Origin of the sequence: Enterococcus sp. AZ089, from assembly GCF_050547225.1 — a bacterium.
GTDB lineage: Bacteria > Bacillota > Bacilli > Lactobacillales > Enterococcaceae > Enterococcus_D > Enterococcus_D entomosocium.
Genome location: NZ_CP172954.1, coordinates 975,432 through 1,000,625 on the forward strand (window position 1 = coordinate 975,432; position 25,194 = coordinate 1,000,625).

A 25,194-nucleotide genomic window follows, 5' to 3' on the forward strand; every position below is an offset into this window, starting at 1 on the left:
AACTACCATTTACTCTACCCACATCATACCGTAATCGGTAAGCGAATGCATTCGTTTTCTACTTTGACATTGAAGGGACGCGGGAACCTAGTCGACTGATCAATTCATTGGGAATGGTTTGTGCTTGATCAGCTGTATTCGTCCAATCGCTGATTACTTCTAACCAACTTTCGACCGCCAGTTCTGGATAGTCCGTTAAATCGATCAAGAGCATATCCATACAAATCAACCCAACCTGCGGGAGTAAAACCCCTTGATAAGACAATTGGAATCCTTGATTTGATAGGGCACGGGGGACTCCGTCACAGTAGCCGATACTAACGATCCCAATCGTGGTAGGTCGATCAAAAACAGTGGCTAGTCCATAGCCGATCGCTTCACCAGCGGCGACTGTTTTTTTGTCCACTAGTAAGGCTTTTAGGGTCAGAATCGGCTGTACGTTTATCTTCTGTTTTGTTGGTTCATTCGGGACACTCAGGGAACCAGTTAAAAGAATACCCGGGCGCACATAATCATAGTGTTTCTCTGGATAATTCAAAATGCCGTAGCTGCTTTGCAGATGCGTCAGACCATAGGCGATATTTCTAGCGGATAAGCCAGCCAATAGATCATCAAAACAAATGATTTGGGCTTGCGTCCGTAAGATACTTGCCGTATCTAGCTGATCTGAAGAGCCTAGATGGGAAAAAATACCTGTGATCTTGAGGGATGGCAAGGCATAAAGCCTTCTAACTGTTTCAAGGTCAGGGGCAACGCCTAGACGATGCATGCCGGTATCTACCGCTAAATGGCATTCGATTGGAAGGCCTGTTCGGGCTAACGCTTGTCCATGCGCTTCACTGACGATAGTTTGAATTAAGGAATATCGGTTCAGCTCTTTGGCACGTTGGGCAGAAGTGTACCCTAAAATCAGTAAGCGACTTTTAATGCCAGCTCGCCGTAATTCGATGGCTTCTTCTATGGTGGCAACAGCAAAAAAATCGACGCCTACTCTTTCTAAGGTACGAGCGACCAATTGTGCATCGCAACCATAGGCATCTGCTTTAACCACCGCCATCACTTTTGTTGTGGATGGAATCACTCGTTTGATTTCCTGCAAGTTGTGCAACAGGGCGGGGGCTGAGAATTCTTTGGCTGCCCGCTGCAAGTGGAGCGGCGTTTTTTTCGGAAACGGCAACAGCTTTTGCAAAGCAAAGAGACCATGCACCACCCCAATGGTCAATCCTAAGACCACGAAGTAATTGATTAGATTGTTTTGAAGCAAGGGCAGTTTCTGACTAAGAAAATGGGTTACTGCAATGGTATAAGGATGGAGCAAATAGAGCCAAAGGGACAGACGACCCGCTTGTTTCCAGATCATGGGTGCTTGCCATTGCTGAATGATCGGAAATAAAAACAAGAGAACGAAGGGCAAAAAGACATACATGCTGTCATGTTTAGGTGTAGTAAAGTGATGCAAGAGATAACTTTCCAAAAGCAAGCAAATAAGACTAATCATCAGATAACTATAGCGATGGGGAGAAGCAGGTTTTTTGGCAAATCTTCTGGCTAGTACCCCTAAGATCAAAAATAAGGGAGCAAAAAAAATGCCGTTGCGAGTTCCATCCAATAGTTGGAAAATCAGTGAATAGAGTGGCGTGATGGGTGTTTGGGCAGCCAGGCCAGACCAACTGTCCCCACCTAAACCAACCACATACAAACCGACAGCAATGAAAAACACCTGCTTGAAAGAAAGACGTGTCAAGAGGCCCATCACTAGTAGACCGCCGGTAATGATCGCAGGAAAATACCAAAGATGGTAAAGAATGCCGTTGACTAGCAAAGTTTGAATAAAAGTGTCTAGTGGCATGTTCAATCCTAGTATGCCGCTGTACCAAGCAAGCGGCAAAAAGAGCAGTGTGGCAATGAGATAGACTTGCAGCTGTTTTTTGATAAATAACCAGATACGTTGTCTGGCAGGATAGCTGTTTTGGGTGGCTAAATCACTGAACACATAATACCCGCTGATCATAAAAAAGAAGGGGACGGCGATTCTGAAAAGAGTCAATGTGATCAGGATATCACCATCGGGCCACAATCGATGAAGGGGCAGACAGTGGATTGCGACCACCATCATCGCTAAAATCACCCGAAACTGCTCAATTCCTTGATTCTTCTTCATGCGAACTGCCTCGCGGTTTGTTCAAGATATTGATAGTATTCTTCCAATGTCCACTGTTGACTGGCGATGATTTGACTATGAGGTAGACCGACATAACGAAAATGCCATGGTTCATAGCCAATCCCTGTAATCTCCTGTTTGTCTGCGGGATAGCGTAAAATAAATCCGTAGTTCATCATTTCCTGTGTAAATAAATCCGCCGCTGCGCTGTCACGAAACCGTGGGCAGATCAAATCACCTTGCTGGCCTTTTAAACCAACATCGATCGCTAAGCCTAACTGATGCTCGCTGCAGCCGGGCAACGCCACAAATTGTTTCGTATAGGCTAATCCATTTTCTTTTAAGGAATATTCCCATAAATGCCGTTGCTGCTTTTCGGTTCGATAGCCGTCTAATAAGCAGATCTCGTTTTCAAGTTTTAAGGCTTTGACGAGGCGTTCCCATTGTTTGGCTGCTTCAGGCTGCAAGTAAACTTCTTCTTCACTAAAAGCAGCAAGGACGAGGTGGGGCGGCTCTTGGTTTTTTTCTAATGGAAACTCTTTGCTAACTAACTGTAGATAGGGATTCATTTGCCTTCCTCCTTTGCTAAGACAAGCAGTTTTTGTAGTAGTTCTTGATAGGATAAGCCGATTGCTGCCATCATGGCAGGATAGCGGGAGTGACTCGTAAAGCCCGGCATAGTATTGATTTCATTCAAGTATAGTTCTCCTTGATCCGTGACAAAACAGTCGATGCGAGCAAGACCTTTAAGACCAAGACTGTGATAGAGCAGCTGAGCTTGTTCTTTGACCTTGGTTTCAATCGTTTCAGGCAATGGTGCAGGAACGGTGATCTTGGCGCTAATCAACTGGTACTTTTCTTCAAAATCGAAAAAGCCTTCTACTAATGAAATAGCGTCACAAGCACCGACAGTCAAAGAGTCGTTGCCCAAGATACCGCAACCAATCTCAACGCCAGCTATATTTTTTTGTAAGAGCACTGCGGAACAATAAGCGAAGGCTTCCTTCAAGGCAGGAGCAATTTCTTCGACACAAGTCACTTTTGTGATCCCTTTTGAGGAGCCCGCTTCATTAGGCTTAAAGAAAACCGGAAAGCCATGGGTCTGGATAAAGGCTTCGATTTGTCTTTGCTGGTTGTCTTGATTTGTCAAGAGAATCGTAGGAGCGCTTTGTACGCCAATCGCTGCTGCTGCTTGATGCAATAACCATTTGTTCATACATAATGCGGAGGCCGCCACACCGCAGCCTACATAAGGTAGTTTCATCAATTCAAACAATCCTTGGATACTGCCATCTTCCCCGTATTTGCCATGCATAATGGGAAATAAAACATCAGGAACCAACGTTTGTTGCTCTTCACTTAGCCAAAAGCCGTTTCCTTCAAAAAGCGGCTGGATTTTCTGTTTATGTTTCGTATCCAACAACCACGTGTCTTGTCGGATGTTTTCCAGTTCTCCTGTATACAAATACCAATCCATAGCATCTGGGGCGATCCCGATCAAAGAGAGGTCATAGTCATAGGGAGATGATTGGAGTGCTTCGATTGCGCTAGTTGCTGAGGCTAAAGAAACGGTGTACTCCGGTGAATTGCCTCCAAAAATAATGGCGATTTTTTTCATATTTTTCTTCCTTCCACTTTTCGATTCTTGCTGCATTCAGTCTACCAAGGAAAGAAAAAAGAAATTTGCGGGCTTACTGGCATCTTTCTTTTCTTTTTGTGATGAAATTGTGACGAATTTATGACAAAAGGAAGGCGACAGCTGCCGCTCTTTTTACGCAAGAAAGGAAACAGAATTTGAAGTAGAAAAAGCTGCCATAAGATGGAGCGGAGAAAATAGTGAAAGGAGAGCACATTTAAGGAAGGAAAGGAGAGGCAATAGCAGGAACGTTGACACAAAAAAAGCACGCCGAAGCATGCTTTTTTCCTTTTGAAGATGGTTTTTCGCTCATTATACGATTCGCTTATTATGCGTAATGAGCACGAGGACCACCGATATATTTGGGCCGTGATCCCAGAGCTGTGACATGGGCAGCGCCAAGGGTCTTGATAGAGGGACGGATCGGGATTTGAACATGTTTGACATGCATACCGATCGCTGTGTCGCCGATATCGATACCCGCTTTGGCCACAATGTGCTCCACTTCGATAGGCTCATCGAACAACTGGAAAGCCGCAACTGAGCAAGCACCGCCTGCATGCAGCTGGGGCACTACTGCGACTTCTTCTAATTGATATAGTCGAGCCGTTTCACGCTCAACGGCTAAAGCCCGATTGAGGTGTTCACAGCCTTGAACGGCTAAATGAATATTTTTAGGACGCAAGATCGCTCGCAGTGTTTCGACGATGATCATGCCTACTTCTTGACTGGAATTTTTGCCAATCAAGCCGCCCACGACTTCACTTGTTGAACAGCCAAGGACAAAAAGATCGTTTTCACCAACGTTCGCTGTCGTAATGACTTCTTCAACGATCGTAGTTAAATCCGTTTTTAATTGATTGATATCTGTCATAAGAATCACCTTTCATTTAAAGAAAACTTTTTCGTGCGGCGCAAGGCATGCGTCAGCGGTAAAGCAACGATGCTGCCAAAGACCGTTTGGATCAAATTACTTGGAATCGAGGCGATCCCAGCGCCTAACCCGAATAGTAAAACTGTTGCTGCTGCGTAGCCGGCGATCATGATCAAGCTGCCGACAATGACGGCTGCTAGTGGCCGGTGGCTCATTCTGCCTACGATCCAGCCTTGTACACCATGAATCACGATGGAAAAGAAGGCCCATTCAGGGTAACCTGATAGAAAATCAATGATGCCGCCGCTCATTCCACCGACGAAGGCCCCGGCGCTAGGACCAAACAAAAGGGCCGAGATATAGATCCCTGCTTCACATAAGGTCACAAAACCCTTCGTTTGCGGAACAGGAATGATAAAGGTCAAAGAAAGTGCACACGTGAGTGCCGTCAGCATAGCGATCGTAGTTAAATTTCTTACTTTCATAGGTGTTCCTCCTTTTTAAAATAGGCGAGCTGATTGACGTTGCCAGAGGTTCCTAAAGGCAGACCGTCTTCGATCCCTGCCCAAACAAATGCTTTTGCAGTTTGAACAGCTGTTTCCAATGAAGTGCCTTTGGCAAGTAAAGCGGCAATCGCCGATGAAAGGGTACACCCAGCACCGTTGGTAGTCGTTCGGGTACTTTTTTCTGCTTCGAAAACAGTATATTGCCCAGAGTGGTATAAAAGGTCGTAGGCTCTTTCTCCAGTTAGTCGACTGCCACCTTTGATCAGGATATTTGGGGCACCCAATGCATGGATTTTTTTCGCCGCGGTTTTCATTTCCGCCAACGTCGTAATGGTTTGACCAGAGAGGTGCTGAGCTTCGAGTAGATTAGGTGTTACTAATGCTGTGTAAGGAAACAATGAGATCAATCCTGCTTGATAGGAGTGGTTAAAGGCAGTATCTCCTTCTTTAAAGGCAAGAACTGGATCGAGCACGATCGGTCCGGTAAATGTTTGTAAAAAATCCCGCAGCAATTCAATGATGGCCGTTTGATGAAGCAGCCCGATTTTGATTGCATCTAGGGATACGGTCGAACGCAGCGAATCCAATTGTGCTCGGATCACAGGCTCAGGAAGATCATGGAACAAAAGATTATCGTTAATGGCGACAACACAGGTCAATAAGGCATGACCAAACACCCCGAATTCCTCAAATGTTTTCAAATCCGCCGTCATGCCGCCGCCTGCCAAACTGTCAAGACCGGCGATCGATAAGACTTGTTTCATCTATGCTGCTCCTTTCGTTTCTCATTTCTTTCTATTATAAACAGTTGGTAAAAAAGAAAAACGGCCAATTGGATGTTTTTTCCTCATCCAATTGACCAATTGCTTATTTTTCATTTAGTAAATCTCGCTCACGATACCATTCATCGGGGCGCCAGATCCATTCAAAACCATCGGCAGCTAAGAGATCATAGGCAGCTTGGGGTCCCATCGTTCCTGCGGCATAGTTTGGAAAATCAGGCGTTTCTTGGTCCCAAGCGTGACGGATCACATCAACGATGCGCCAAGATTGGGCAACTTCATCCCAATGGGTAAAGTTAGTGCCATCCCCGTTCAAAGCATCTAAAATCAATTTTTCGTAGGCTTCAGGGGTGTTTTCGACGATTTCAGTACTATTCCGATAATCGAGCTTCACTGGCAATGTCTCAAACCCTTGGCCAATTTCTTTTCCATTCAAGGAAAGAGAGAAGCCTTCTGTCGGTTGAATGTAGATTGTCAGCACATTCGGTGCCAAACTCTCGTTTTGCTTTTGTTCATTCAGGTCTTGCTTAAAGACATTGACAGGGACTTGTTTAAAGACAATGTTGATGCGAGTGCCTTTTTCCGTCAAGCGTTTCCCGGTTCGTACATAGAAAGGTACGCCGGACCAGCGGAAGTTGTCGATCAAGAATTTTCCAGCAACGAAGGTTTCAGTTGCCGATTCTTCATCGACATTGGCTTCTTCTCGGTAGCCAGCAAATTCCTTATCTTCTAATTGTCCTTTGGCGTATTGACCACGAACGAAGTGTTGTTTCACTTCTTCTTCGGAGTAAATACGGATCGCATTTAAGGCTTTGATTTTTTCCGTCCGTAATTCTTTTTCAGAAAAAGCCACTGGCGGTTCCATGGCTAATAAGGAAAGGATCTGCAGAATATGGTTTTGGACCATATCTTTCAAGGCACCGCTCTTATCATAATACCCACCGCGTTCTTCAACACCTAAGTTTTCTGCGATATTGATCTGAACATTGTCAATGTACCGATTGTTCCACATCGACTCAAAAATGTTATTGGCAAAACGAATCGCAGAAATGTTTTGGATCATTTCTTTTCCTAAATAATGATCGATCCGGTAGATTTCTTGCTCTGTAAAGACTTGATTGATCTCTTCATTCAATTCTTTTGCTGAGTCGTAGTCGCTTCCAAATGGTTTTTCGATGATCACCCGATGGTAGCCGTCAGTATCCAGCATTCCTTGGGATTTCAAGTGAGAAACGATCGTCCCAAAGAAATTAGGGGACATTGCTAAGTAAAAAATCTGATTGCCTTCTAAATGGTATTTCTGATCTAAGGTTTCCGCCAAATCCTTTAATGAATCATAATGACTCGTATCTGTTACATCATGTGATTGGTAGTAGAAATGAGAAGCGAATGTCTCTGCTTGCTCTTGTGAGTCGCTCAATTCTTTGATCGTACCTATTACTACTTCACGATAGTGTTCATCCGACCAAGGACGGCGAGCAGTACCGATGACTGCAAAATCTTCTTTCAAATCGCCTTTTTTGTACAACCGAAACAAAGAAGGGTATAGTTTGCGTTGGGCAAGGTCGCCCGTACCGCCAAAAATCGTAAAAAGGACCTTTTTTTCCATCATCTTCACTCCTTACAGTTTATCAACAAAAATCGTGCTGGCGGCTTTGTAGCTGACAGCAATTTCCTTTGTGTCATTTTTGATCGTAATCGGACCCTCGTATGCTGCCGCATCGATGATCTCGTATTCTTCATGAATATTCAATTGGATTGAAACAAGGTAATCCAGCAGTTCTCGTTCATCAAGGACACGGGCGATACGAATCTTGGTTCCTACCGGGTAGGAACTCATGGTGTTTTTTTCGCCTTCGTGAATGAGTTCTCCTTGTTCGGGGATCATTCCGCCATGTGGGCAATACCGAGGATGATCAAGGTAGGCTTCTAAGCGGCTCGCCAGTGTTTCCGAGGTGACGTGTTCTAAAACTTCTGCGTCATCATGAACTTCATTCCATGAGTAATGCAGGTGCTCCACAAGAAAGACTTCCCATAAACGATGCTTGCGGATCAGAGCACTTGCAGAAGCTAAACCAGTTTCAGTCAACTGTACCCCTTGATAAGGTGAATGTTCCACTAAGCCTTCTTTTAATAATTTTGAAATCATTTCACTTACTGAAGCTGCTGAGACGTCCAGACCTGACACGATTTGTTTGTTATTGATTTTCTTTTGGTCACCACCAAGCTCTAAGATGAGCTTTAAATAATCTTCACGATTTGGTGTCATCGGATCCATCCTCTCTTATCAAAGACTATCAAAGTAGATTTTATCAAAAAAGCCAGCTGATTACTATGAAAAAAGCCGCCGGTTCTCAATATTCTATGTAAAAAGAAGACCGAGGGGAGCTACTCCACCTCAGCCTTTTTTTATTAAGCCCAATCACCATTGCGGAAGACAGGAACTGTGGTGCCATCTTCTTTGATGCCATCGATGGACATTTGGTCAGAGCCGACCATGAAGTCTACGTGGGTTTGGCTGCGGTTTAAACCAGCCGCTGCCAGTTCTTCTTCACTCATCTCAGTGCCGCCTTGTAAGCTGAAGGCATAAGCAGAGCCTAAAGCCAAGTGGTTTGAGGCATTTTCATCAAACAACGTATTGAAGAAGATGATGCCAGATTGTGAGATAGGGGAAGGGTCAGGGACTAAAGCGACTTCACCTAAAGATTTCGCTCCTTCATCGATCGCTAGCAATTTGCCTAACACTTCTTCGCCCTGTTCCGCAGAAAAGTCCACGACTTTGCCGTCTTTGAAGGTGAACTTCATCCCAGAGATGATGGTGCCTGCGTAGCTCAATGGTTTCGTACTTGAAATATAGCCATCGATGCGACGATTATCTGGGGCAGTAAAGACTTCTTCTGTTGGCATGTTCGCCATGAATTTTTCATTGCGGGTATTGTAACTGCCAGCACCTTCCCACAAGTGGTTTTTAGGCAAACCGATGATCAAATCGGTACCAGGTGCCGTATAGTGCAGAGCACTGAATTGTTCTTTGTTTAATTCTTCGGCTTTAACTTGCAAGGTTTCATCGTGTTTTTTCCAAGCTGCGACAGGATCTTCTTCATAGATACGCGTCGTTTTGAAAATTTGATCCCAAAGCTTGTCTTGTGCTTCTTCAGGGGAAGCATCAGGGAATACTTTTTGGGCCCAATCTTGACCAGCCGCCGCAACCACAGTCCAACTGACTTTGTTGGCTTGTGTTGCTTGACGCAATTTCATCATCGCTTTACCAGAAGCTGCTTGGAAGGTTGCCACTCGGTCTGAGTCGACGCCCGCTAACGCATCTGGATTCGCGGAAACGACACTGATACGGCTGGCACCTTTTTCAACCCAGTCTTCCGTTTGATCAATTTTGTGCTGAGGAATCGTAGACAAACGATCTTCGGCCGCATGAGTCAGAAATTCTTTTTGGATCTCATCGTCGGTCCATTGGACGATTACTTCGTCTGCACCTAATTCATACGCTTTTTTCGTTAATAGGCGAGCTAAAGGTGCTTGGTCCACGGCGATTTGGATGACGATCGTGTGCCCTTTTTGGACATTTACGCCAACTTCAGTGATCAGTTGGGCATATTTTTCAAGGTTCTGATTAAAGTTTGGTAAAACCATTAAAATTCCTCCATTTATTCTAAATTTATAACTGTCTTCATGATAGCACTAAGTATTTTTGAAAACAAACGAAAAAGTGAGCAAAAAAACAGTGGCCTTCAAATTGAAAAACTGGAAACACTAAGGGCAATAAATTTAAAAGTTTTTTTGCAAACTTAAAAAAACATGATACAATAAGTAAAAGGTATTTCTGAAAGCGATGTATAGCAGAATTAAGGAGATTAAAAAATTATGGCAAGAAAGAAAACTATTACTAGAGACCAGATTTTAAAAGCTGCCTATGAAGTTGTCGCAACCGAAGGATTTACACGTTTTACCGCACGCAATATCGCAGCGAAGATGAAATGTTCAACGCAACCGATCTACTTAGAATTTAAAAATATGGATGACTTAAAAAATGCATTGATCAATCAGATTTACGACTACTTAGCGACAGAAGTTTTTCCAGTTGAAAGACGGGGAGATGTCATCGTTGACTTAACGCTAAATTATATTGGCTTTGCAAATAAAGAAAAACGATTATACCGAGCGCTATACTTAGAAGAGCATGGTGGTGGGGATTCCATGCAACAGTTTTCATTTGACCTTTTTGTGAAATCAGTGAAAAAAGAACCAAAATATCAAGATCTATCTGATGTAAAATTACAATCTTTGCACACCGGTGTCTGGATCGTCGCTACCGGCTTAGCGGCATTGATGTCTTCGGGAATCATTCATCCGACAGAAGATCAGATTGCTAAGCTGATGACGGAAACCACCGATAATATTTTAGCAAGAGAAACACCCATCGATATCAGTTATCATTAAGCAAACAATAAACCTCTGACAGAATTAATTGATTTTGTCAGAGGTTTTCTTGTTTTATTCAGCGAATGCTTCTGCTAGTTTTTTGGCAAAGGCTTCTAAGTTTTGAATATCGTCTTCTTCTGCAGCCAAGTCAACTTTGACGCTGTCAGCTCCTTTTGTCGCACCAGTTTTGCTAAAGGCGGCTTCAAAGTCGTCAACGGATTTACAAAAGTCATCATAAAAAGTATCACCGGAGCCGCAGACTCCAAAGATTTTGCCGCTTAAATCAAGTTCTTGCAAATCTTCATAAAAATCGACGATCTCATCCGGTAGCTCCCCGTCTCCATATGTATACGTTGCGACGATACAGATATCGGCATCTTCAAAGTCATCTGCATCCACTTGGGTACACTCATTCATTTCTACTTCCATGTCAAGATTTTCAAGGGCTTCAGAAACGATATCCGCAATTTCTTCCGTATTCCCCGTCATGCTTGCATAGACGATTTTTGCTAAAGCCATGGGCTTTTTCCTCCAATCTAATTCCTATTCTCAAGGAAAACTCTCTTACAGATTATAGCAAATGCACGAAAGTTTGAAAACAAAACTTGAAAAACTCTTTACAATGTCTGTGAATTTTGTAAAATAAGGGATTTCTATGGTAAAATAAGAGGAATTTAATTAAGGGAGACGAGAACATGATTACATTAAAATCTGCCAGAGAAATTGACCGCATGGCCGAATCCGGCGCGCTGTTAGCAGATGTCCACAAACAATTACGCAGTTTCATCAAACCAGGTATCACGAGTTGGGATATCGAAGTGTTTGTCAGAGATTATATTGAAAGCCACGGCGGCATCGCTGCCCAAATTGGTTTTGAAGATTACAAATATGCCACTTGCTGCAGTATCAATGATGAGATTTGTCACGGGTTTCCTCGAAAAAAACCATTGAAAGACGGCGATCTAATCAAAGTCGACATGTGTATTGATTTAAAAGGCGCCATTTCTGATTCTTGTTGGAGTTATGTCGTAGGGAACTCGACGCCTGAGATTGATCGATTAATGGAAGTAACCAAAAAAGCATTGTATCTAGGAATCGAACAAGCGCAAGTGGGCAACCGAATCGGTGACATCGGTCATGCCATTCAAACCTATGCGGAAAAAGAAGGGTACGGGGTTGTGCGTGATTTCGTAGGACACGGCATTGGCCCAACGATCCATGAAAGTCCGATGATCCCTCACTACGGAGAAGCCGGCAAAGGGTTACGTTTAAAAGAAGGAATGGTCATTACCATCGAACCTATGATCAATACAGGGACGTGGAAAATGAAAATGGACCCTAATGGCTGGACCGCCTATACTCTAGATGGTGGCTTAAGCTGCCAATATGAACATAGTTTGGCGATCACCAAAGAAGGTCCGAGAATTTTAACTTCTCAAGGAGAAGAAGGAACCTACTAAATTTTATAAGTAGGAGACTTCTGGTTGTTACGTATGACAAAGAAAAAAAGGCAGATGATTCGCTGGCGGAGGAAGAAACATGAAAATCGTTGATAAAGTAAAAAGCAATCAAAAGCTGATGCGTTTCATCGAAACGACGCAAAATAGAATAACTGATTCAGAAATGGGGACCACTTCGGTCGTCGTGGCCTACTATTTATTGCTTTCACTTTTCCCGTTAATGATTGCGCTGGGGAATCTTTTGCCTTATTTATCAATTGATCCGAACACGGTTTTATCTTATGTACAGGAATTGATCCCGAATCAAATCTATGATTTTATCGGCCCAGCGATCGAAAACCTCCTCACCACAAGCTCTGGCGGACTGTTATCGATCTCCGCCTTGGCTGCGTTGTGGTCTGCGAGTCAAAGTATCAATGCCTTGCAAATTGCGATGAACAAAGCCTTCGGTGTGGACCAGCGTTCCAATTTTATCGTGGTGCGCGCAGTATCATTTGTGATCATCCTGCTCTTTATGATTGCGATCGTTGGTGTTACGATGGTATTTGGGCTTGGAAAAATCATTCTTGATTTTTTGCAGCCGATTTTTAAGTTTCAAGACAATCTGATCGATACGTTCCAAACAGTCAAATGGCCAGTCACGATCGTTGCTTTGCTGTTTATCATGATGCTGATCTATTGGTTAGTGCCTAATGCAAAGGTCAAGTTGCGTTCGACTTTGCCGGGGGCGATCTTTGCAACGATTGGCTGGATGTTGCTGTCACAAGTGTTTGGCTTATACGCCCGTTACTTTGCTGCGAAAATCATTGGCTATCAAATTATTGGAAGTTTTATTGTTTTAATGATCTGGTTGAATCTTGCTGCGACGATTATTATCTTGGGTGGAATCATCAACGCAGTGGTAGAAGAGTATGTATCAGGACAAGAGATCAAAGAACGAACAGATCCTGTTCAGCGGATTTCTTCGAAAATCGAAGATACATTTACCAATAAAGAGAAATAACGGAAAGCGAGAATAAACGATGGATTTTGCATTCAAATTTGTAATGCGCTTATTTATAACAATGATCGTGTCTTTATTATTGACACCGGTCATCAAATTGATATCTTGCAAGATTGGTGCAGTTGATCGTCCAGGAGAGCGTCGGATCAATACGAAGACTATGCCTTCAGCTGGGGGATTAAGTATTTTTTTAGCCTTTTCCTTTGCGCTGCTTTGGGAATTTCGAACAATGATTCCTTTCGACTTCGTTTGGCCGATTCTTTTAGGTGCAACAATAGTGGTGATTACAGGATTGCTCGATGATATATTTGAACTGTCGCCAATGCAAAAATTAATAGGTCTGACATTTGCAGCGCTGGAAATTTATTTCGTTGCTGGAATAAAAATCAGCACAGTCACGATTCCTTATTTTGGCTTTATTGATCTGGGATGGTTTGCATTGCCTATGACTTTGATTTGGATACTGGCAATTACCAATGCGGTGAACTTAATCGATGGTCTCGATGGTTTGGCGAGCGGCGTCTCTATTATCAGTTTGACGACGATAGGGATTATCAGCTATTTCTTTCTGCCGAATTTTGTGGAAGTACCAATGGTCATTTTTACTTTGATCGCAGCAATCATCGGTTTCTTTCCATATAATTTTTATCCAGCAACCATTTTTCTAGGAGATACCGGTGCATTGTTTTTAGGGTTTATGATCTCGGTCCTCTCTCTACAAGGATTGAAAAACGCAACTTTTATTTCTGTTCTGACGCCCATGTTTATTCTCGGTGTACCAATCACGGATACTGTTTATGCGATGATCCGAAGAAAGTTTAATAAACAGAAGATTTCCTCTGCCGATAAAATGCACTTGCATCATCGATTGTTGTCGTTAGGATTTTCTCATCGCGGCACAGTGTTAACGATCTATGCCTTAGCATTAGTCTTTTCTTTTATTGCTTTACTAATGAATTACGCGAGCAATACAGCGATTGTTTTATTAATCATTAGCACAGGTTTTGGAATTGAGCTGTTTATTGAGCTGATCGGATTAGTCGGTGAAAATCGTCAACCACTCATGTGTGCGTTAAAGTTTCTGGGAAATCGGCGATTCAGACAAAGTGTACTAACTAAACGTGCTGAAAGAAGAAATGCTGATCAAGAAAAAGAAAACAAAGATTTAGCTGCTAATGTTTCTCAGACTAAAGAAAAGCGACGAAAGAGAAAACATTACCAAGCAAAACACAAAAAATAAACGATACAATTGCGGCATAGGAGCCCAACAGGCGAAGCGAATGTGATTGATTATTGAAGAAAAGACAGGAGCAGCCAGCGCTTCTCCTAGTACTTTCTCTCACGATCAGCTGACCATGATTCAATCAACCAGTTGGGCATTCTTGCCGCTTTTTATTTGTGTGAAGACGGCCCGGCATAAAATGAATGCCTACTGAATCCGTCCGTCTTGAATTGACGGATCTAGCCCTTAACGGCTATACTTAAAAAGAGTAGCAGACTAAACAAAGAAAGAAGGATATGAACGAATGCCAAATGTGAAACAAACGACCTCAGAAAAAATGGGAACGATTTATGAGCTTTCCAATGATAGCGGTACCATCGTAAGGCTGAGTCCCGAAGGCGCACGCTTATTGGATTGGGTCGTTCCAGTAGAAGAAGGCCGCGACATTGTGGTCGGTTATGATACGATCGAAGGACATCGCCAAGCACGCTATTATGGTGCAACGATCGGTCCAGTAGCGGGAAGGATCGCAGGTACCCGCTTTGAGGTTGAGGGGCAAGAATACCAAACGGAGGACAATGATGGCGGCAATACGCTTCATGGTGGTTCAAAGGGGCTTGACACGGATATCTGGATCGCTGAAACTTTTGAGGAAGCAGACAGAGCCGGCGTGATTTTTACTACCTCACGACAAGATGGCGACGGCGGCTTTCCAGGAAATGTTCGTTATCAAGTCACCTATACGTTGACTAATGTCAATGAACTATTGCTTGCATATGACGCTAACACAGACAAAGCGACTTTATTTAACCCAACGAACCACGGTTATTTCAATTTGACAGGTGATACCCAACAGCCGATCGATGACCACTTGGTTCAAATCAATGCCGAACATGTGGCTGAAACGAACGATGACGTGACGACCACCGGTGAAAAAACGCCTGTCGCAGGCACAAAGTTTGATTTTAGACAAGAACGCCCAATGGGAACGACCATGTTGGATGATCCATTCTTATTGGATCATGAGCAAGAGTGGGATCTGAAAGTAACCAGTCCCGATCAAAAAGTGCAGCTGACTGTTACTACTGACCGTCCTGCTGTTGTTATTTACACAACAGGTGAGGGAGAAGCTGGGGCCCCAATGAAGACCGGTCCTTTTGCCAAACATGGCGGGATGGCGATCGAAACACAAGGTGTTCCTGGCTCTGAGAAATTCACCCACTTTGGTGAGATCGTGCTGCGCCCAGAAGAACCCTTCCACTCTGTGACGACGTATCAGGTCCACTTTTAAACGTTGGAACCAAACCATTTTTAACGAAATAGAAAAAAGCATTGCCAAAATGCAGAAAGTTTGGCGATGCTTTTTTTTGACAAAATACGATTACAGATGTAAACTTAAAAATGTGAATCAGTTATGAAAGGAAGTGGACAAATGCAATCAGTGGTCGAACCAATCAAAATCAGCGATTCTGAATGGGAAGTCATGCGTGTGATTTGGACATTGGGACAATCCGATGCGAAAGAGATCACCGCTTTGTTAAGCGAAAATAAAAATTGGAAAGCAGCGACAGTCAAAACGCTTTTAGGACGACTTGTTAAAAAAGGCGTATTGAAAACAGAAAGCCAAGGGAAAAAGTTTGTTTACTCGCCACTTGTTTCAGAAGAAGCCACTGTTCGCAGTGCAGTTGAGAATCTTTTTTCTCATATTTGTGCCAAAAAAGTCGGACAAACATTAGCAGAAATGATCCAAGAAGCAGCATTGACGGCAGAAGATTTGGCGATGCTCCAAGCAGCAGTCGACCAAAAAGTGCCAGTAGCAGCGATTTCGTGTAATTGTATTCCTGGTCAGTGCCAATGCAAAACCCATGCAACAAAATAAGTAGCCAACAAACTGTTAAAAGAAATGAGGAATAGTAATGAAAAAAAATATGCAAATCAGCGGAATGAATTGCGCCCATTGTGCCGCAAAAGTTGAAAAAGCCTTAAATGAAGTACCGGGTGTGAAAAAAGCTAAAGTCGACTTGAAAAAAGCTCGTGGGACGGTCAAATTTGACGAGTCGCAAGTGACAGAAACAGCCTTAATCAGTGCAATAACTGAAGCTGGTTATCAAGGTGTTTTTGAATAAGCGATGCAAACGCTAAAGTGATAAGGAGAAAAATCTAGAAAGTCCAGCCGCTTGAAGCTTTTGTATGAAGGCGCAAGACTGTACGGATATTCAGTGAAATAGGAAGGGGAATACTAGGATGAATCAGAAAAAAACGTCACCTGCAGACAATCGTCAGACGTCAAGCCATCATAGGCATGAACCTAGGAATGAGCAGGATAATAAAGGGCAAGAAGGACTCACACACCCACAGGCGGAGGAAGTCCCTGAGCCCCGAAGCCATGAGATGAATGGGGTGGATCATCAAGGGGCGACATCAAAACTGCAGGAGCATGAAAGCGCCGATAGTAACCATGCTCACATGGATCATGAGGTTTCCAGTATGGACCATAGCCACATGGATCATGAGATGTCTGGCATGGATCACAGTCATATGGATCATGAGATGTCTGGTATGGATCATAGTATGCATATGGGAAATTTTAAGCAAAAGTTTTGGCTATCCTTGGTTTTGGCGATTCCAATCGTCATTTTATCACCAATGATGGGTATCGAATTGCCCTTTCAGTTCACGTTTCCCGGCTCAGATTGGGTTGTATTGATTTTAGGAACGATCCTGTTTTTCTATGGGGGGCAGCCGTTTTTAAGTGGTGCAAAAATGGAATTGAAACAAAAAAGCCCAGCCATGATGACTTTGATTGCTATGGGGATCACGGTTTCTTATTTTTATAGTCTTTACGCGTTTATCGCTAATCATTTTCTTGCTGTTCCTCATGTAATGGATTTCTTCTGGGAACTAGCGACTCTGATCGTGATCATGTTGTTGGGGCATTGGATCGAGATGAATGCCGTTTCTAATGCCGGCAATGCATTACAGAAATTAGCAGAACTGTTGCCAAAAGAAGTGATTCGGAAAAATGCAGATGGATCAGAAGAACAGATTCCATTAGAAGAAGTGACCAACAAAACACAGCTGATCGTTCGCTCAGGAGATAAGATTCCTACAGACGGAACGATTCTTGAAGGGGAAACAACGATCGATGAGTCGGCAGTTACCGGTGAATCCAGACGGGTACCTAAAACCATCGGCAGTACTGTCATTGGAGGATCTGTCAACGGCAATGGTACCATTACGATGGAAGTCACAGGGACTGGCGAAGACAGCTATTTGGCAAAAGTCATGGAAATGGTACGAAAAGCCCAAGCTGATAAATCCCGCTTAGAAGCACTTTCGGACAAAGTGGCGAAATGGTTGTTCTATATCGCCTTAGTTGCTGGTGTTTTGGCCTTTGCTGTATGGCTGTTTGTTGCTGACCTACCGACTGCTCTTGATCGAATGGTCACGGTATTCGTCATTGCCTGTCCCCATGCGTTAGGCCTAGCGATTCCCCTCGTCGTGGCTCGTTCAACATCGATCGCTGCCAAAAACGGCTTGCTCTTAAAAAATCGCAACGCACTGGAGAATGCGCATCATGTTGATTATCTGATCCTCGATAAGACCGGTACGTTAACAGAAGGAACGTTTACCGTAACTGGCATCGAGGCGACAGGCAGCCTTTCTGCATCAGAAGTACTAGCTTACCTAGCAGGTCTTGAGAAAACCGCCAATCATCCGATCGCAGAAGGCATTTTAGCCCAAGCAGAAAAGGAAAACATCACAGCCAAAAAGGCGACTGATGTTCAAACAAGGACGGGTATTGGTCTGGAAGGCGTAATCGATGGACAAAAGTGGTTGATCGTCAATCAAAAAGGATTGGAGCAATTAACCATCCAGTATCAAGGGAAATCCTTGAAAAATTATCAAGAGCAGGGCAATACCATTAGCTATTTGGTTCATGACAGCAAAGTGGAAGGAATCGTCGCATTAGGGGATAAGGTGAAACCAGAAGCGAGTCAATTTATTCAAAAAGTGAAAGACTTAGGCATCACGCCAGTTATGGCTACTGGGGACAACCAAGAAGCGGCGCAAGCCGTAGCCGATTACCTAGGAATCGAAGCCTTCCATGCGGCAATGTTACCAGACGATAAAGAACGTCTAGTCAGTGACTATGTCAAAGAGGGCAAGCGCGTCGTAATGGTAGGCGATGGGATCAATGACGCCCCAAGTCTTGCAAGAGCGACGATCGGGATTGCGATCGGAGCTGGAACCGATGTAGCGATCGATTCAGCCGATGTCGTTTTGACGAATAGCGAACCTCAAGACATCTTGCACTTCTTGACTTTGGCGAAAAAAACAAGGCGCAAGATGATTCAAAATCTCTGGTGGGGCGCAGGATACAATATTTTTGCTATTCCTTTGGCAGCTGGCGTGCTCGCACCAATCGGGATCATTTTGAACCCAGCAGTCGGAGCTGTCTTGATGTCTATGAGTACGATCATCGTTGCCATCAATGCAATGACCTTATCAATCGAAAAAAGCGGCGATTAGCCGCTTTTTTGTTTCTTTTCCTAGGAGCAGTGAAATACCTCTATAATCTGCTTCTGGATTTATGCTATAATGTGTTCGTTGAGACAAGGAGGACGTTGATTATGGAACTGAAGAAGTTGGATGTTCCCACTACTTCAATTACTGAAGTAAAAAAATCTCCGATGGATGTATTTAATCAAGCGCGAGAAGCAGGAACAGCAGTATATGTATTCAATCGTGAAAAAGTGGCGGGGGTCATGTTGACACAAGAGCAGTACGAAACGTTATTGCAGGAATTAGATTATTTGCGTCAGCGACCGCTGATGGAAGAAGAGCCTGAACAGCCGCCAGTGGCAGGGCTAGAAGAATTCTTACAAATCATGCGGCAAGCACTGATCACCGGTGCCAGCATCTCGGCAAAAAATTTAGATGAGCGGATGGTGGCGTTAGGCTTCATCACTCGTAAAACAGGTTTTGGCGGTGTCGTCGACATGGTGAACGAATTGAAAGAAACAGGCAAGATTGTTTATCAGTTGCGCAAAAAACAAGACGGCAAATCAGTGACTGCTGAAGTCATTGGGGAACAAGACAATCAAACGCAATTATTTGATAAATTGATCATCAAAAAAATCTTTCTAAAAGAAAAATAAACGCTGGAACTTGTCCCAGCGTTTCAGACAGTAGACAAAGTACGGGTGTTTTCGTACTTTGTCTTTTTTTGTAAAAAACTGGAGCTTGTTAACTTTTCAAAACTGTGAAAGATACTGTCCATCCAACTAACAAAAATTCCATCCAACTACAGACTGGGTTTTAAGTCAGCCAGTAAGTTTTTCCGTCTTTCGTCCGTTGCATAAATCCATACTCGATCAAATATCGTCGGACAGTGACATAATCGGTGATCGCTTGTTTTAATACATCGTTTACGGCAGCTTCTGAATAATTTTTCTTCGGATCAAATTTTTGTGCCAGCACACTTAAGACAACGATCTTGCGCTTTTCTTTGCTCGGAAACTGTTTGATAAACCCCGCTTCATCAAAATAAGTAGCAATGATCTTTTCTCTTTCACTAGCCGTAATGGCATAGCGATCATCAAGCATCGTCGCCCCTTTGTGAGGCGGCAGCAACGGGGTTTCTTGCAACAAGGACATGATACTTAGAAAAACAGTCGCTTGTCGCTGCTTTTCTTTTAGCTTAAAGCGATGATTCCTGACAGTCGAAGAAGAGATACCTAAGCGCTGGGCAATCACAGTATCGCTAACATCTTGGGCAAACAGTTGTAAAATCTCCTGCTGGCTTTCTGATAAGCCTGTTTGTTCTTTGGGTAAAGCCAATAATGCGGATAAAACGGTTCCGTGATGCTCAGTGATATGCTGTATCATTCGTTTTTTTGCCGTAAAAAAGGCGCCATCAACGGGATAGATTTCTTCTTTGTCGAAGGTCTCCTGACAAAATACGCAACAATAATCCGTTGTTGTTTCGACATATCCTTGCTGATAATCAGAAATGGTAAACTCTTGATAAGGTTTCATTTTGGGTTCTCCTTTTTTTGTTTGATTATACACTAACATAAAATGTTTTTGTTTGTAAATAAGCAAACGGAATTGTGGTTATTAGATTAATTTCATCCGTTGCTTAAAATTGTCGCCTTTTTGTGTTAGGATTAACAACAATAGCGAATGAATTTGCTTAATTCAAAGGAGTGATACTATGGCAGACGTAAGCCAACGCTTCAATCACGAAGTGTACAATATAGCTGTTTCATTGATTCGTAAATTTGATGAACGGGTTTCTTCAATTCCTGATATTTTAAAGTTAACGTTAGGCGAGCCGGATTTTAACACACCAGAGCACGTGAAAAAATCGGGTGTCCAAGCAATCGAACAAAATTTTAGCCACTATTCTGGAATGGCCGGCTTAGCAGATGTTCGGCAAGCAGCCAGCCTCTTTTTGAAAAATAAATATCAGCTTGATTACGACTTTCAATCAGAAGTATTAGTGACGATCGGTGCAACGGAAGCAATCTCAGCTTCTTTATTAGCCACGTTGGAACCTGGCGATAAAGTTCTCCTACCGGCACCAATTTATCCAGGCTATGAACCAGTCATCCATTTAGCCCATGCCCAACCGATCTATCTTGATACGACGGACAATGACTTTGTTTTAGCGCCAGAAGTTTTGGAAGCAGCCTTAAAAGAGCATGGGGAGCAAGTCAAGGCAGTCATTTTGAATTATCCTAGCAATCCAACAGGGGTCGTTTATACCCGAGAACAAGTCAAAGCATTGGCGGAGGTTTTAGAAAAATACCCCGTTTTTGTTATTAGCGATGAAATTTATAGTGAGTTGACTTATGATGAAACCCATGTGTCCATTGCTGAATACTTGCGGGATCAAACGATCGTGATCAATGGCTTGTCGAAATCTCACGCGATGACTGGGTGGCGCGTCGGCTTCATTTTTGCACCAGAAGCGTTGACTGCTCAGATCATTAAGGTCCACCAATACTTAGTGACTGCGGCATCAACGATTTCTCAAAAAGCCGCAGTGCGGGCATTGATCGAAGGCATCAATGATGCAGAAGTCATGAAAGCCGATTACCGTGAACGCCGAGATTACTTGTTTGAAAAGATGACTGCCCTTGGTTTTGACATGGCGAAGCCATCAGGTGCATTCTATATTTTTGCCAAAATACCAGCTGGTTTCAACCAAGATTCCATGGCTTTTTGTGTCGACTTAGCGGAAAAGAATCAATTAGCAATCATCCCGGGTATCGCCTTTGGTCCCGAAGCAGAAGGCTATGTTCGTTTAAGCTATGCGGCAAGTATGGAAAACTTGGTAGAAGCGATGGATCGCTTGACACGCTATATGCAAAGCAATTGATTCTACAGACATTTCTTTCGTTTTTAGATAAAGCAAGCCCCCTCTGATGGATGCAGCGGGGGCTTTTTAGGCAATCGACGAACTTTACAAAAGATTTACATCGCTTTATCGATTCTTTACATGAAATCCATCAAGGGTTTACACCGCCTTGCTAAACTAAGCATATAACGAAAGGAGATTTACTAAATGAAAAAATTGGGACTTTTATTTTTTGCAACTGGATTATTATTAGCTGGCTGTGGGAGCGGTGGTACAAGCACTGAGAGCAGTCAAGCATCAGGCGGATCTTCATCAGGTGCCGCATCAAATGAAAATGTAGAAATTTTAGCGGTAGGATCAACTGCTTTGCAACCCTTGGTTGAAGCAGCAGGTGAAAGCTTCTCAGCAGACAATCCCAATTATACAATTACTGTTCAAGGTGGCGGTAGCGGAACTGGCTTAAGTCAAGTAGAAGCAGGCGCTGTGACGATCGGTAATTCCGATGTTTTTGCGGATGAAAAAGATGGTGTGGATGCCAGCAAATTAGTTGACCATAAAGTAGCTGTAGTTGGTATGGCACCAGTAGTGAATAAAGACGCAGGCGTTACGGATCTTAGCCAACAAGATTTAATCGATATCTTTACAGGCAAAGTGAAGAATTGGTCTGAACTAGGTGGAGCAGATCAAGAAATCTCTGTAATCAACCGCGCATCAGGCAGCGGTACGAGAGCGACCTTTGAAAAATGGGGCTTAGATGGTGCAGAGACGATCCAAACACAAGAACAAGATTCTTCTGGAACAGTCCGTAAAATCGTTGCTGAAACACCAGGAGCAATCAGCTACCTTGCTTTATCTTATTTAGATGATTCAATCCAAGCGCTATCTCTTGATGGGGTAGAAGCGACCCCTGAAAATATTGCAGATAACAAATGGCCAATCTGGTCTTACGAGCATATGTACACGAATGGTGAACCAGATGCTAACGTCAAAGCCTTTCTTGATTACATCATGACAGACGATGTCCAACAAGGAATCGTTATCGAATTAGGATATTTGCCAATCACTGATATGAAAGTAGAACGCAGTGTAGACGGCGAAGTAACGAATGTTGAATAGTGAAATGAATGGACGAAGAAGGAGGAATCTCCTTCTTTTTTTGTTTAAACAATCAAGAAGATACTATCGGATGGCACTTCATCTAGTGGGGAATACCAACTAAAAATGATTACAAAAACAGCCGATAACCTTTATTTACCTGTTATCGGCTGTTTTTTATCAATAATCATCTTTTTTCATGAAGCGGCAAAGTCACCGTAAAGGTAGAACCAATTTTAGGGAAACTGTCAACCTTGATGCTGCCGCCTAATAATTTGGTATAGTCTTTGACGATAGCCAGACCAAGTCCAGTGCCGCCAGAATTGCGAGCACGGGCTTTGTCCACCCGATAAAACCGCTCAAAAATCCGTTCTTGATCTTCTTCATCGATGCCGATGCCTTGATCCTGCACTTGAAAAAGCAGCTGGTCATCTTGCTCGGAATAGGATAATGTGATGACACCACCAGGTTTTGAATAGGTGACCGCATTTTCAACTAGATTTTTTACGATGGGCTGCAGCAGCTCTTTTTTGGTAGATAAAATGAATTGTTCGGGTCCTTCAAATTGAAAGGTCAATTGCTTCTTAACAGCTGCGGGACCATAGGTTTGAACGACTTGTTGCAGCAGCTCAGAAAAGTTGATCGGTTGGTCGACATACTGGAAAGAATCACTGTCTTGAGACAATTGGATGATATCTTGTATTAGATTTTTCAAGCGATAAGCATCTTTTTGAATAATCTCTAAGAAGGTCTGCAACGTTTCAGGGTCTTCTTTGGCGCCATCCAGCAGTGTTTCAGTAAACCCAATCAAGGAAGTTACCGGCGTTTTTAATTCATGGGAAACATTGCCGACAAAATCTTTTTGCATCTTTTCTAATTGTCGGATGCGTGTCAAGTCATAAGAAATACCAATCAACTGGTTTTCTTGGAAGCTTCGCAAGGTAACATCTAAGACTTTTGAACGTTCCCCGCTAAGGGTGGTTTCCGCATGGAAAATAGGGGTCTCGTCATTAAATTGATAGATCAACTGGATCAATTGTGTGTCATGGATCACTTCAGTAAAAGGTTGCGGTAAGATCGGTGCGGTTTCCATCCCTAGCTGTTCTTGCATCGTCGGATTCAACAGCAGCAGTTGATTTTCTTCATTGATGATAAAGACACCGATCATCAGTTCACTGAGCAAGCCGTACAGTTGCTGTTCAGAAGCCGCATAGGCACGATAGGTCTGGCTCATTTGCTCGCTCAGCTGATTGATCAGTTGATACAACTCATCATGTTCAGGGGTTTCTTGCATAATGATTGCTTGTTGATCGGGCGAGGTGATCATTTTTTTTACGACGGGCAGAATCGTTTGGATCGGCCGATTTCGCTGGCGCAAGGTATGGAAAATCAATAGGCTGATCAAAAAGCAAAAAACAAGATAGACAATCAAGATCGACTGCTTGATTCCTTCATTTTTTGCAAAAAAAGCCGCGGTCGGTTCGGCGATTCGCAAGATTTGAGTCAAGTTTCCATCCTCTTTGACAGGAATCGCCACGTAAAGCAATTCTTCATGCAAGGTGTCGCTTTCCCGCAGCGATTGACCGACGGAGCTTCCGCGCAAAACGGCTTGGACTTCTGGACGATTGGAGCGGTTTTCATGCAGTGTATGATCATAGGTATCGAAAATGATCTGACCATGGTCATCTAACAAAGTGATGCGACTATTGCTATCTTCAACATAGGTATCCGCAAACTGTTCTAAGGCCGCGGTTTGATTATCTGATAGATTCAAAAATACGGTGGCTTTCTCTTGGAGAAAAGCCACTTGCTGGGCAATGACTTGCTGACGGTAAAAACTGCTTAGAACTTGCCAGCACAGGAAAAAAATCAGCAATAGACCGATCGACCATAAACCATAGCCATAGCGTTTTTTCATTAGACTGGCTCCTGAAATTTATACCCGAAACCCCGAACCGTTACTAAGTATTCCGGCCGTTTTGGATCAGCTTCCAATTTTTCTCTTAAATGACTGATGTGAACATCCACGATTCGACTTTGTCCATCAAAGTCGAAGTTCCAAATGCGATTGAGCAAGGTATCGCGATCGATTACGCGGCCTTTTCGTTTCATAAAGTAAACTAGCAGCTCGAATTCTTTTGGCGTTAGGAAGATTTTCTCACCATCCACACTGACTTGGAAATTCGTCAGGTCTGCTTGGATCCCACCGACTTGCAGAATCTCTGCAGGTTGATCTTCTTCTCGTGTTTGTTGACGGGGTTCTAAACGACGGAAGATGGCTTTCATTCTAGCTAATACCTCTCTAGGACTGAAAGGCTTCGTCAAATAGTCATCGGCGCCGATCTCTAAGCCTAAGATCCGATCGATTGGATCATCTTTTGCGGTCAAGACGAGGATCGGGGTCTCGATTTTTTCTTGACGCAATTTCTTCGTGATCTCGATGCCGTCCATATTCGGCAGCATGACATCTAAGATGATAAAGTCAAAAGGCTTAGACAAGGCTAATTCGTAGGCTTTTTGACCATCTGAGGCGGAAACGACTTGATAGCCCTCTTTTTCTAGATTAAAGGTTAAAAGTGTGACGATGGAAGGTTCATCATCGACAACGAGTATTTTTTTCATGGCAAACTCCTTTAGCTTCTTTTTTTC

General features: G+C 43.3%; 24 protein-coding genes. 11 read left to right on the forward strand and 13 right to left on the reverse strand.

All coding sequences use genetic code 11. From position 1 onward, the window contains the following. Positions 1–58 precede the first annotated feature (58 nt). From vanT to IGJ01_RS04455, 9 genes are all read right to left on the reverse strand, one after another. Positions 59–2,161 carry a membrane-bound serine racemase VanT gene (gene vanT, locus IGJ01_RS04415; RefSeq protein WP_244733293.1) on the reverse strand — a complete coding sequence of 701 codons (2,103 nt, stop codon included), beginning with the start codon at positions 2,159–2,161 and terminating at the stop codon, positions 59–61. Continuing rightward, entirely contained in the window at positions 2,158–2,730 is a 573-nt protein-coding gene (vanXY, locus tag IGJ01_RS04420) for a D,D-carboxypeptidase/D,D-dipeptidase VanXY (RefSeq protein ID WP_008377360.1), read from the reverse strand. Before vanXY ends, vanT begins: the two co-directional genes overlap by 4 nt. Further along, complete coding sequence (gene vanC, locus IGJ01_RS04425) at positions 2,727–3,779, reverse strand: D-alanine--D-serine ligase VanC (protein ID WP_244733294.1); 1,053 nt, start codon at positions 3,777–3,779, stop codon at positions 2,727–2,729. The genes vanXY and vanC overlap by 4 nt, the downstream gene beginning before the upstream one ends. A gap of 346 nt (positions 3,780–4,125) precedes the next feature. Next, positions 4,126–4,671, reverse strand: a complete 546-nt coding sequence (locus IGJ01_RS04430) for a TIGR01440 family protein (protein ID WP_176285398.1) — start codon at positions 4,669–4,671, stop codon at positions 4,126–4,128. Positions 4,672–4,676: 5 nt separating this feature from the next. Next, positions 4,677–5,156: an ECF transporter S component gene (locus IGJ01_RS04435; protein ID WP_015510153.1), complete on the reverse strand. Its 480-nt coding sequence runs from the start codon at positions 5,154–5,156 to the stop codon at positions 4,677–4,679. Then, positions 5,153–5,941 carry a bifunctional hydroxymethylpyrimidine kinase/phosphomethylpyrimidine kinase gene (thiD, locus tag IGJ01_RS04440; RefSeq protein ID WP_086299203.1) on the reverse strand — a complete coding sequence of 263 codons (789 nt, stop codon included), beginning with the start codon at positions 5,939–5,941 and terminating at the stop codon, positions 5,153–5,155. Before thiD ends, IGJ01_RS04435 begins: the two co-directional genes overlap by 4 nt. A 103-nt stretch (positions 5,942–6,044) precedes the next feature. Further along, positions 6,045–7,571 carry a glucose-6-phosphate dehydrogenase gene (gene zwf, locus IGJ01_RS04445; RefSeq protein WP_008377369.1) on the reverse strand — a complete coding sequence of 509 codons (1,527 nt, stop codon included), beginning with the start codon at positions 7,569–7,571 and terminating at the stop codon, positions 6,045–6,047. 9 nt (positions 7,572–7,580) lie between these two features. Beyond that, entirely contained in the window at positions 7,581–8,228 is a 648-nt protein-coding gene (locus IGJ01_RS04450) for a metal-dependent transcriptional regulator (protein WP_008377371.1), read from the reverse strand. 143 nt (positions 8,229–8,371) lie between these two features. Further along, positions 8,372–9,607 (reverse strand): aminopeptidase, encoded by a 1,236-nt coding sequence (locus IGJ01_RS04455; RefSeq protein ID WP_140965672.1) that lies wholly within the window; start codon positions 9,605–9,607, stop codon positions 8,372–8,374. A 231-nt stretch (positions 9,608–9,838) separates the two neighbouring features. Between IGJ01_RS04455 and IGJ01_RS04460 the strand changes: the two genes are divergently transcribed. Then, entirely contained in the window at positions 9,839–10,414 is a 576-nt protein-coding gene (locus tag IGJ01_RS04460) for a TetR/AcrR family transcriptional regulator (RefSeq protein WP_005228861.1), read from the forward strand. A gap of 54 nt (positions 10,415–10,468) precedes the next feature. On the opposite strand, the gene IGJ01_RS04465 is transcribed toward IGJ01_RS04460, so the two are convergent. Beyond that, the gene (locus tag IGJ01_RS04465; protein ID WP_005237258.1) at positions 10,469–10,915 is read right to left on the reverse strand and encodes a flavodoxin; all 447 of its coding nucleotides are present in this window, start codon (positions 10,913–10,915) and stop codon (positions 10,469–10,471) included. 176 nt (positions 10,916–11,091) lie between these two features. Here IGJ01_RS04465 and map point away from each other — a divergent pair, with 176 nt between their 5' ends. From map to IGJ01_RS04505, 8 genes are all read left to right on the forward strand, one after another. Beyond that, positions 11,092–11,856, forward strand: a complete 765-nt coding sequence (gene map, locus IGJ01_RS04470) for a type I methionyl aminopeptidase (RefSeq protein WP_005228863.1) — start codon at positions 11,092–11,094, stop codon at positions 11,854–11,856. A 79-nt stretch (positions 11,857–11,935) separates the two neighbouring features. After that, positions 11,936–12,859 carry a YihY/virulence factor BrkB family protein gene (locus tag IGJ01_RS04475; protein WP_005237256.1) on the forward strand — a complete coding sequence of 308 codons (924 nt, stop codon included), beginning with the start codon at positions 11,936–11,938 and terminating at the stop codon, positions 12,857–12,859. Between the two features lie 19 nt (positions 12,860–12,878). Next, on the forward strand, positions 12,879–14,099 hold the full coding sequence (locus IGJ01_RS04480; protein ID WP_061053869.1) for a glycosyltransferase family 4 protein: 1,221 nt from the start codon (positions 12,879–12,881) through the stop codon (positions 14,097–14,099). 286 nt (positions 14,100–14,385) lie between these two features. Beyond that, positions 14,386–15,372 carry an aldose epimerase family protein gene (locus tag IGJ01_RS04485; protein WP_005237253.1) on the forward strand — a complete coding sequence of 329 codons (987 nt, stop codon included), beginning with the start codon at positions 14,386–14,388 and terminating at the stop codon, positions 15,370–15,372. Between the two features lie 141 nt (positions 15,373–15,513). Continuing rightward, entirely contained in the window at positions 15,514–15,960 is a 447-nt protein-coding gene (locus tag IGJ01_RS04490) for a CopY/TcrY family copper transport repressor (RefSeq protein WP_034872472.1), read from the forward strand. A 37-nt stretch (positions 15,961–15,997) separates the two neighbouring features. Then, positions 15,998–16,207, forward strand: a complete 210-nt coding sequence (copZ, locus tag IGJ01_RS04495) for a copper chaperone CopZ (protein ID WP_005237251.1) — start codon at positions 15,998–16,000, stop codon at positions 16,205–16,207. Positions 16,208–16,325: 118 nt separating this feature from the next. Continuing rightward, on the forward strand, positions 16,326–18,614 hold the full coding sequence (locus IGJ01_RS04500) for a copper-translocating P-type ATPase (RefSeq protein ID WP_280517194.1): 2,289 nt from the start codon (positions 16,326–16,328) through the stop codon (positions 18,612–18,614). Positions 18,615–18,715: 101 nt separating this feature from the next. After that, on the forward strand, positions 18,716–19,243 hold the full coding sequence (locus IGJ01_RS04505; protein WP_005237249.1) for a type II toxin-antitoxin system Phd/YefM family antitoxin: 528 nt from the start codon (positions 18,716–18,718) through the stop codon (positions 19,241–19,243). A 160-nt stretch (positions 19,244–19,403) separates the two neighbouring features. Here IGJ01_RS04505 and IGJ01_RS04510 read toward each other — a convergent pair whose 3' ends face one another. Next, positions 19,404–20,123 (reverse strand): DUF2087 domain-containing protein, encoded by a 720-nt coding sequence (locus tag IGJ01_RS04510; protein ID WP_034872475.1) that lies wholly within the window; start codon positions 20,121–20,123, stop codon positions 19,404–19,406. Between the two features lie 178 nt (positions 20,124–20,301). Between IGJ01_RS04510 and IGJ01_RS04515 the strand changes: the two genes are divergently transcribed. After that, positions 20,302–21,471: a pyridoxal phosphate-dependent aminotransferase gene (locus IGJ01_RS04515; protein WP_005237247.1), complete on the forward strand. Its 1,170-nt coding sequence runs from the start codon at positions 20,302–20,304 to the stop codon at positions 21,469–21,471. Positions 21,472–21,657: 186 nt separating this feature from the next. Then, positions 21,658–22,566: a phosphate ABC transporter substrate-binding protein PstS family protein gene (locus tag IGJ01_RS04520; RefSeq protein WP_244733295.1), complete on the forward strand. Its 909-nt coding sequence runs from the start codon at positions 21,658–21,660 to the stop codon at positions 22,564–22,566. A gap of 166 nt (positions 22,567–22,732) precedes the next feature. Here IGJ01_RS04520 and pnpS read toward each other — a convergent pair whose 3' ends face one another. Together pnpS and IGJ01_RS04530 are read right to left on the reverse strand one after the other, a co-directional pair. Continuing rightward, complete coding sequence (pnpS, locus tag IGJ01_RS04525; RefSeq protein ID WP_244733296.1) at positions 22,733–24,463, reverse strand: two-component system histidine kinase PnpS; 1,731 nt, start codon at positions 24,461–24,463, stop codon at positions 22,733–22,735. Then, entirely contained in the window at positions 24,463–25,167 is a 705-nt protein-coding gene (locus IGJ01_RS04530) for a response regulator transcription factor (protein ID WP_005237242.1), read from the reverse strand. The genes pnpS and IGJ01_RS04530 overlap by 1 nt, the downstream gene beginning before the upstream one ends. Between the last annotated feature and the right edge of the window lie 27 nt (positions 25,168–25,194).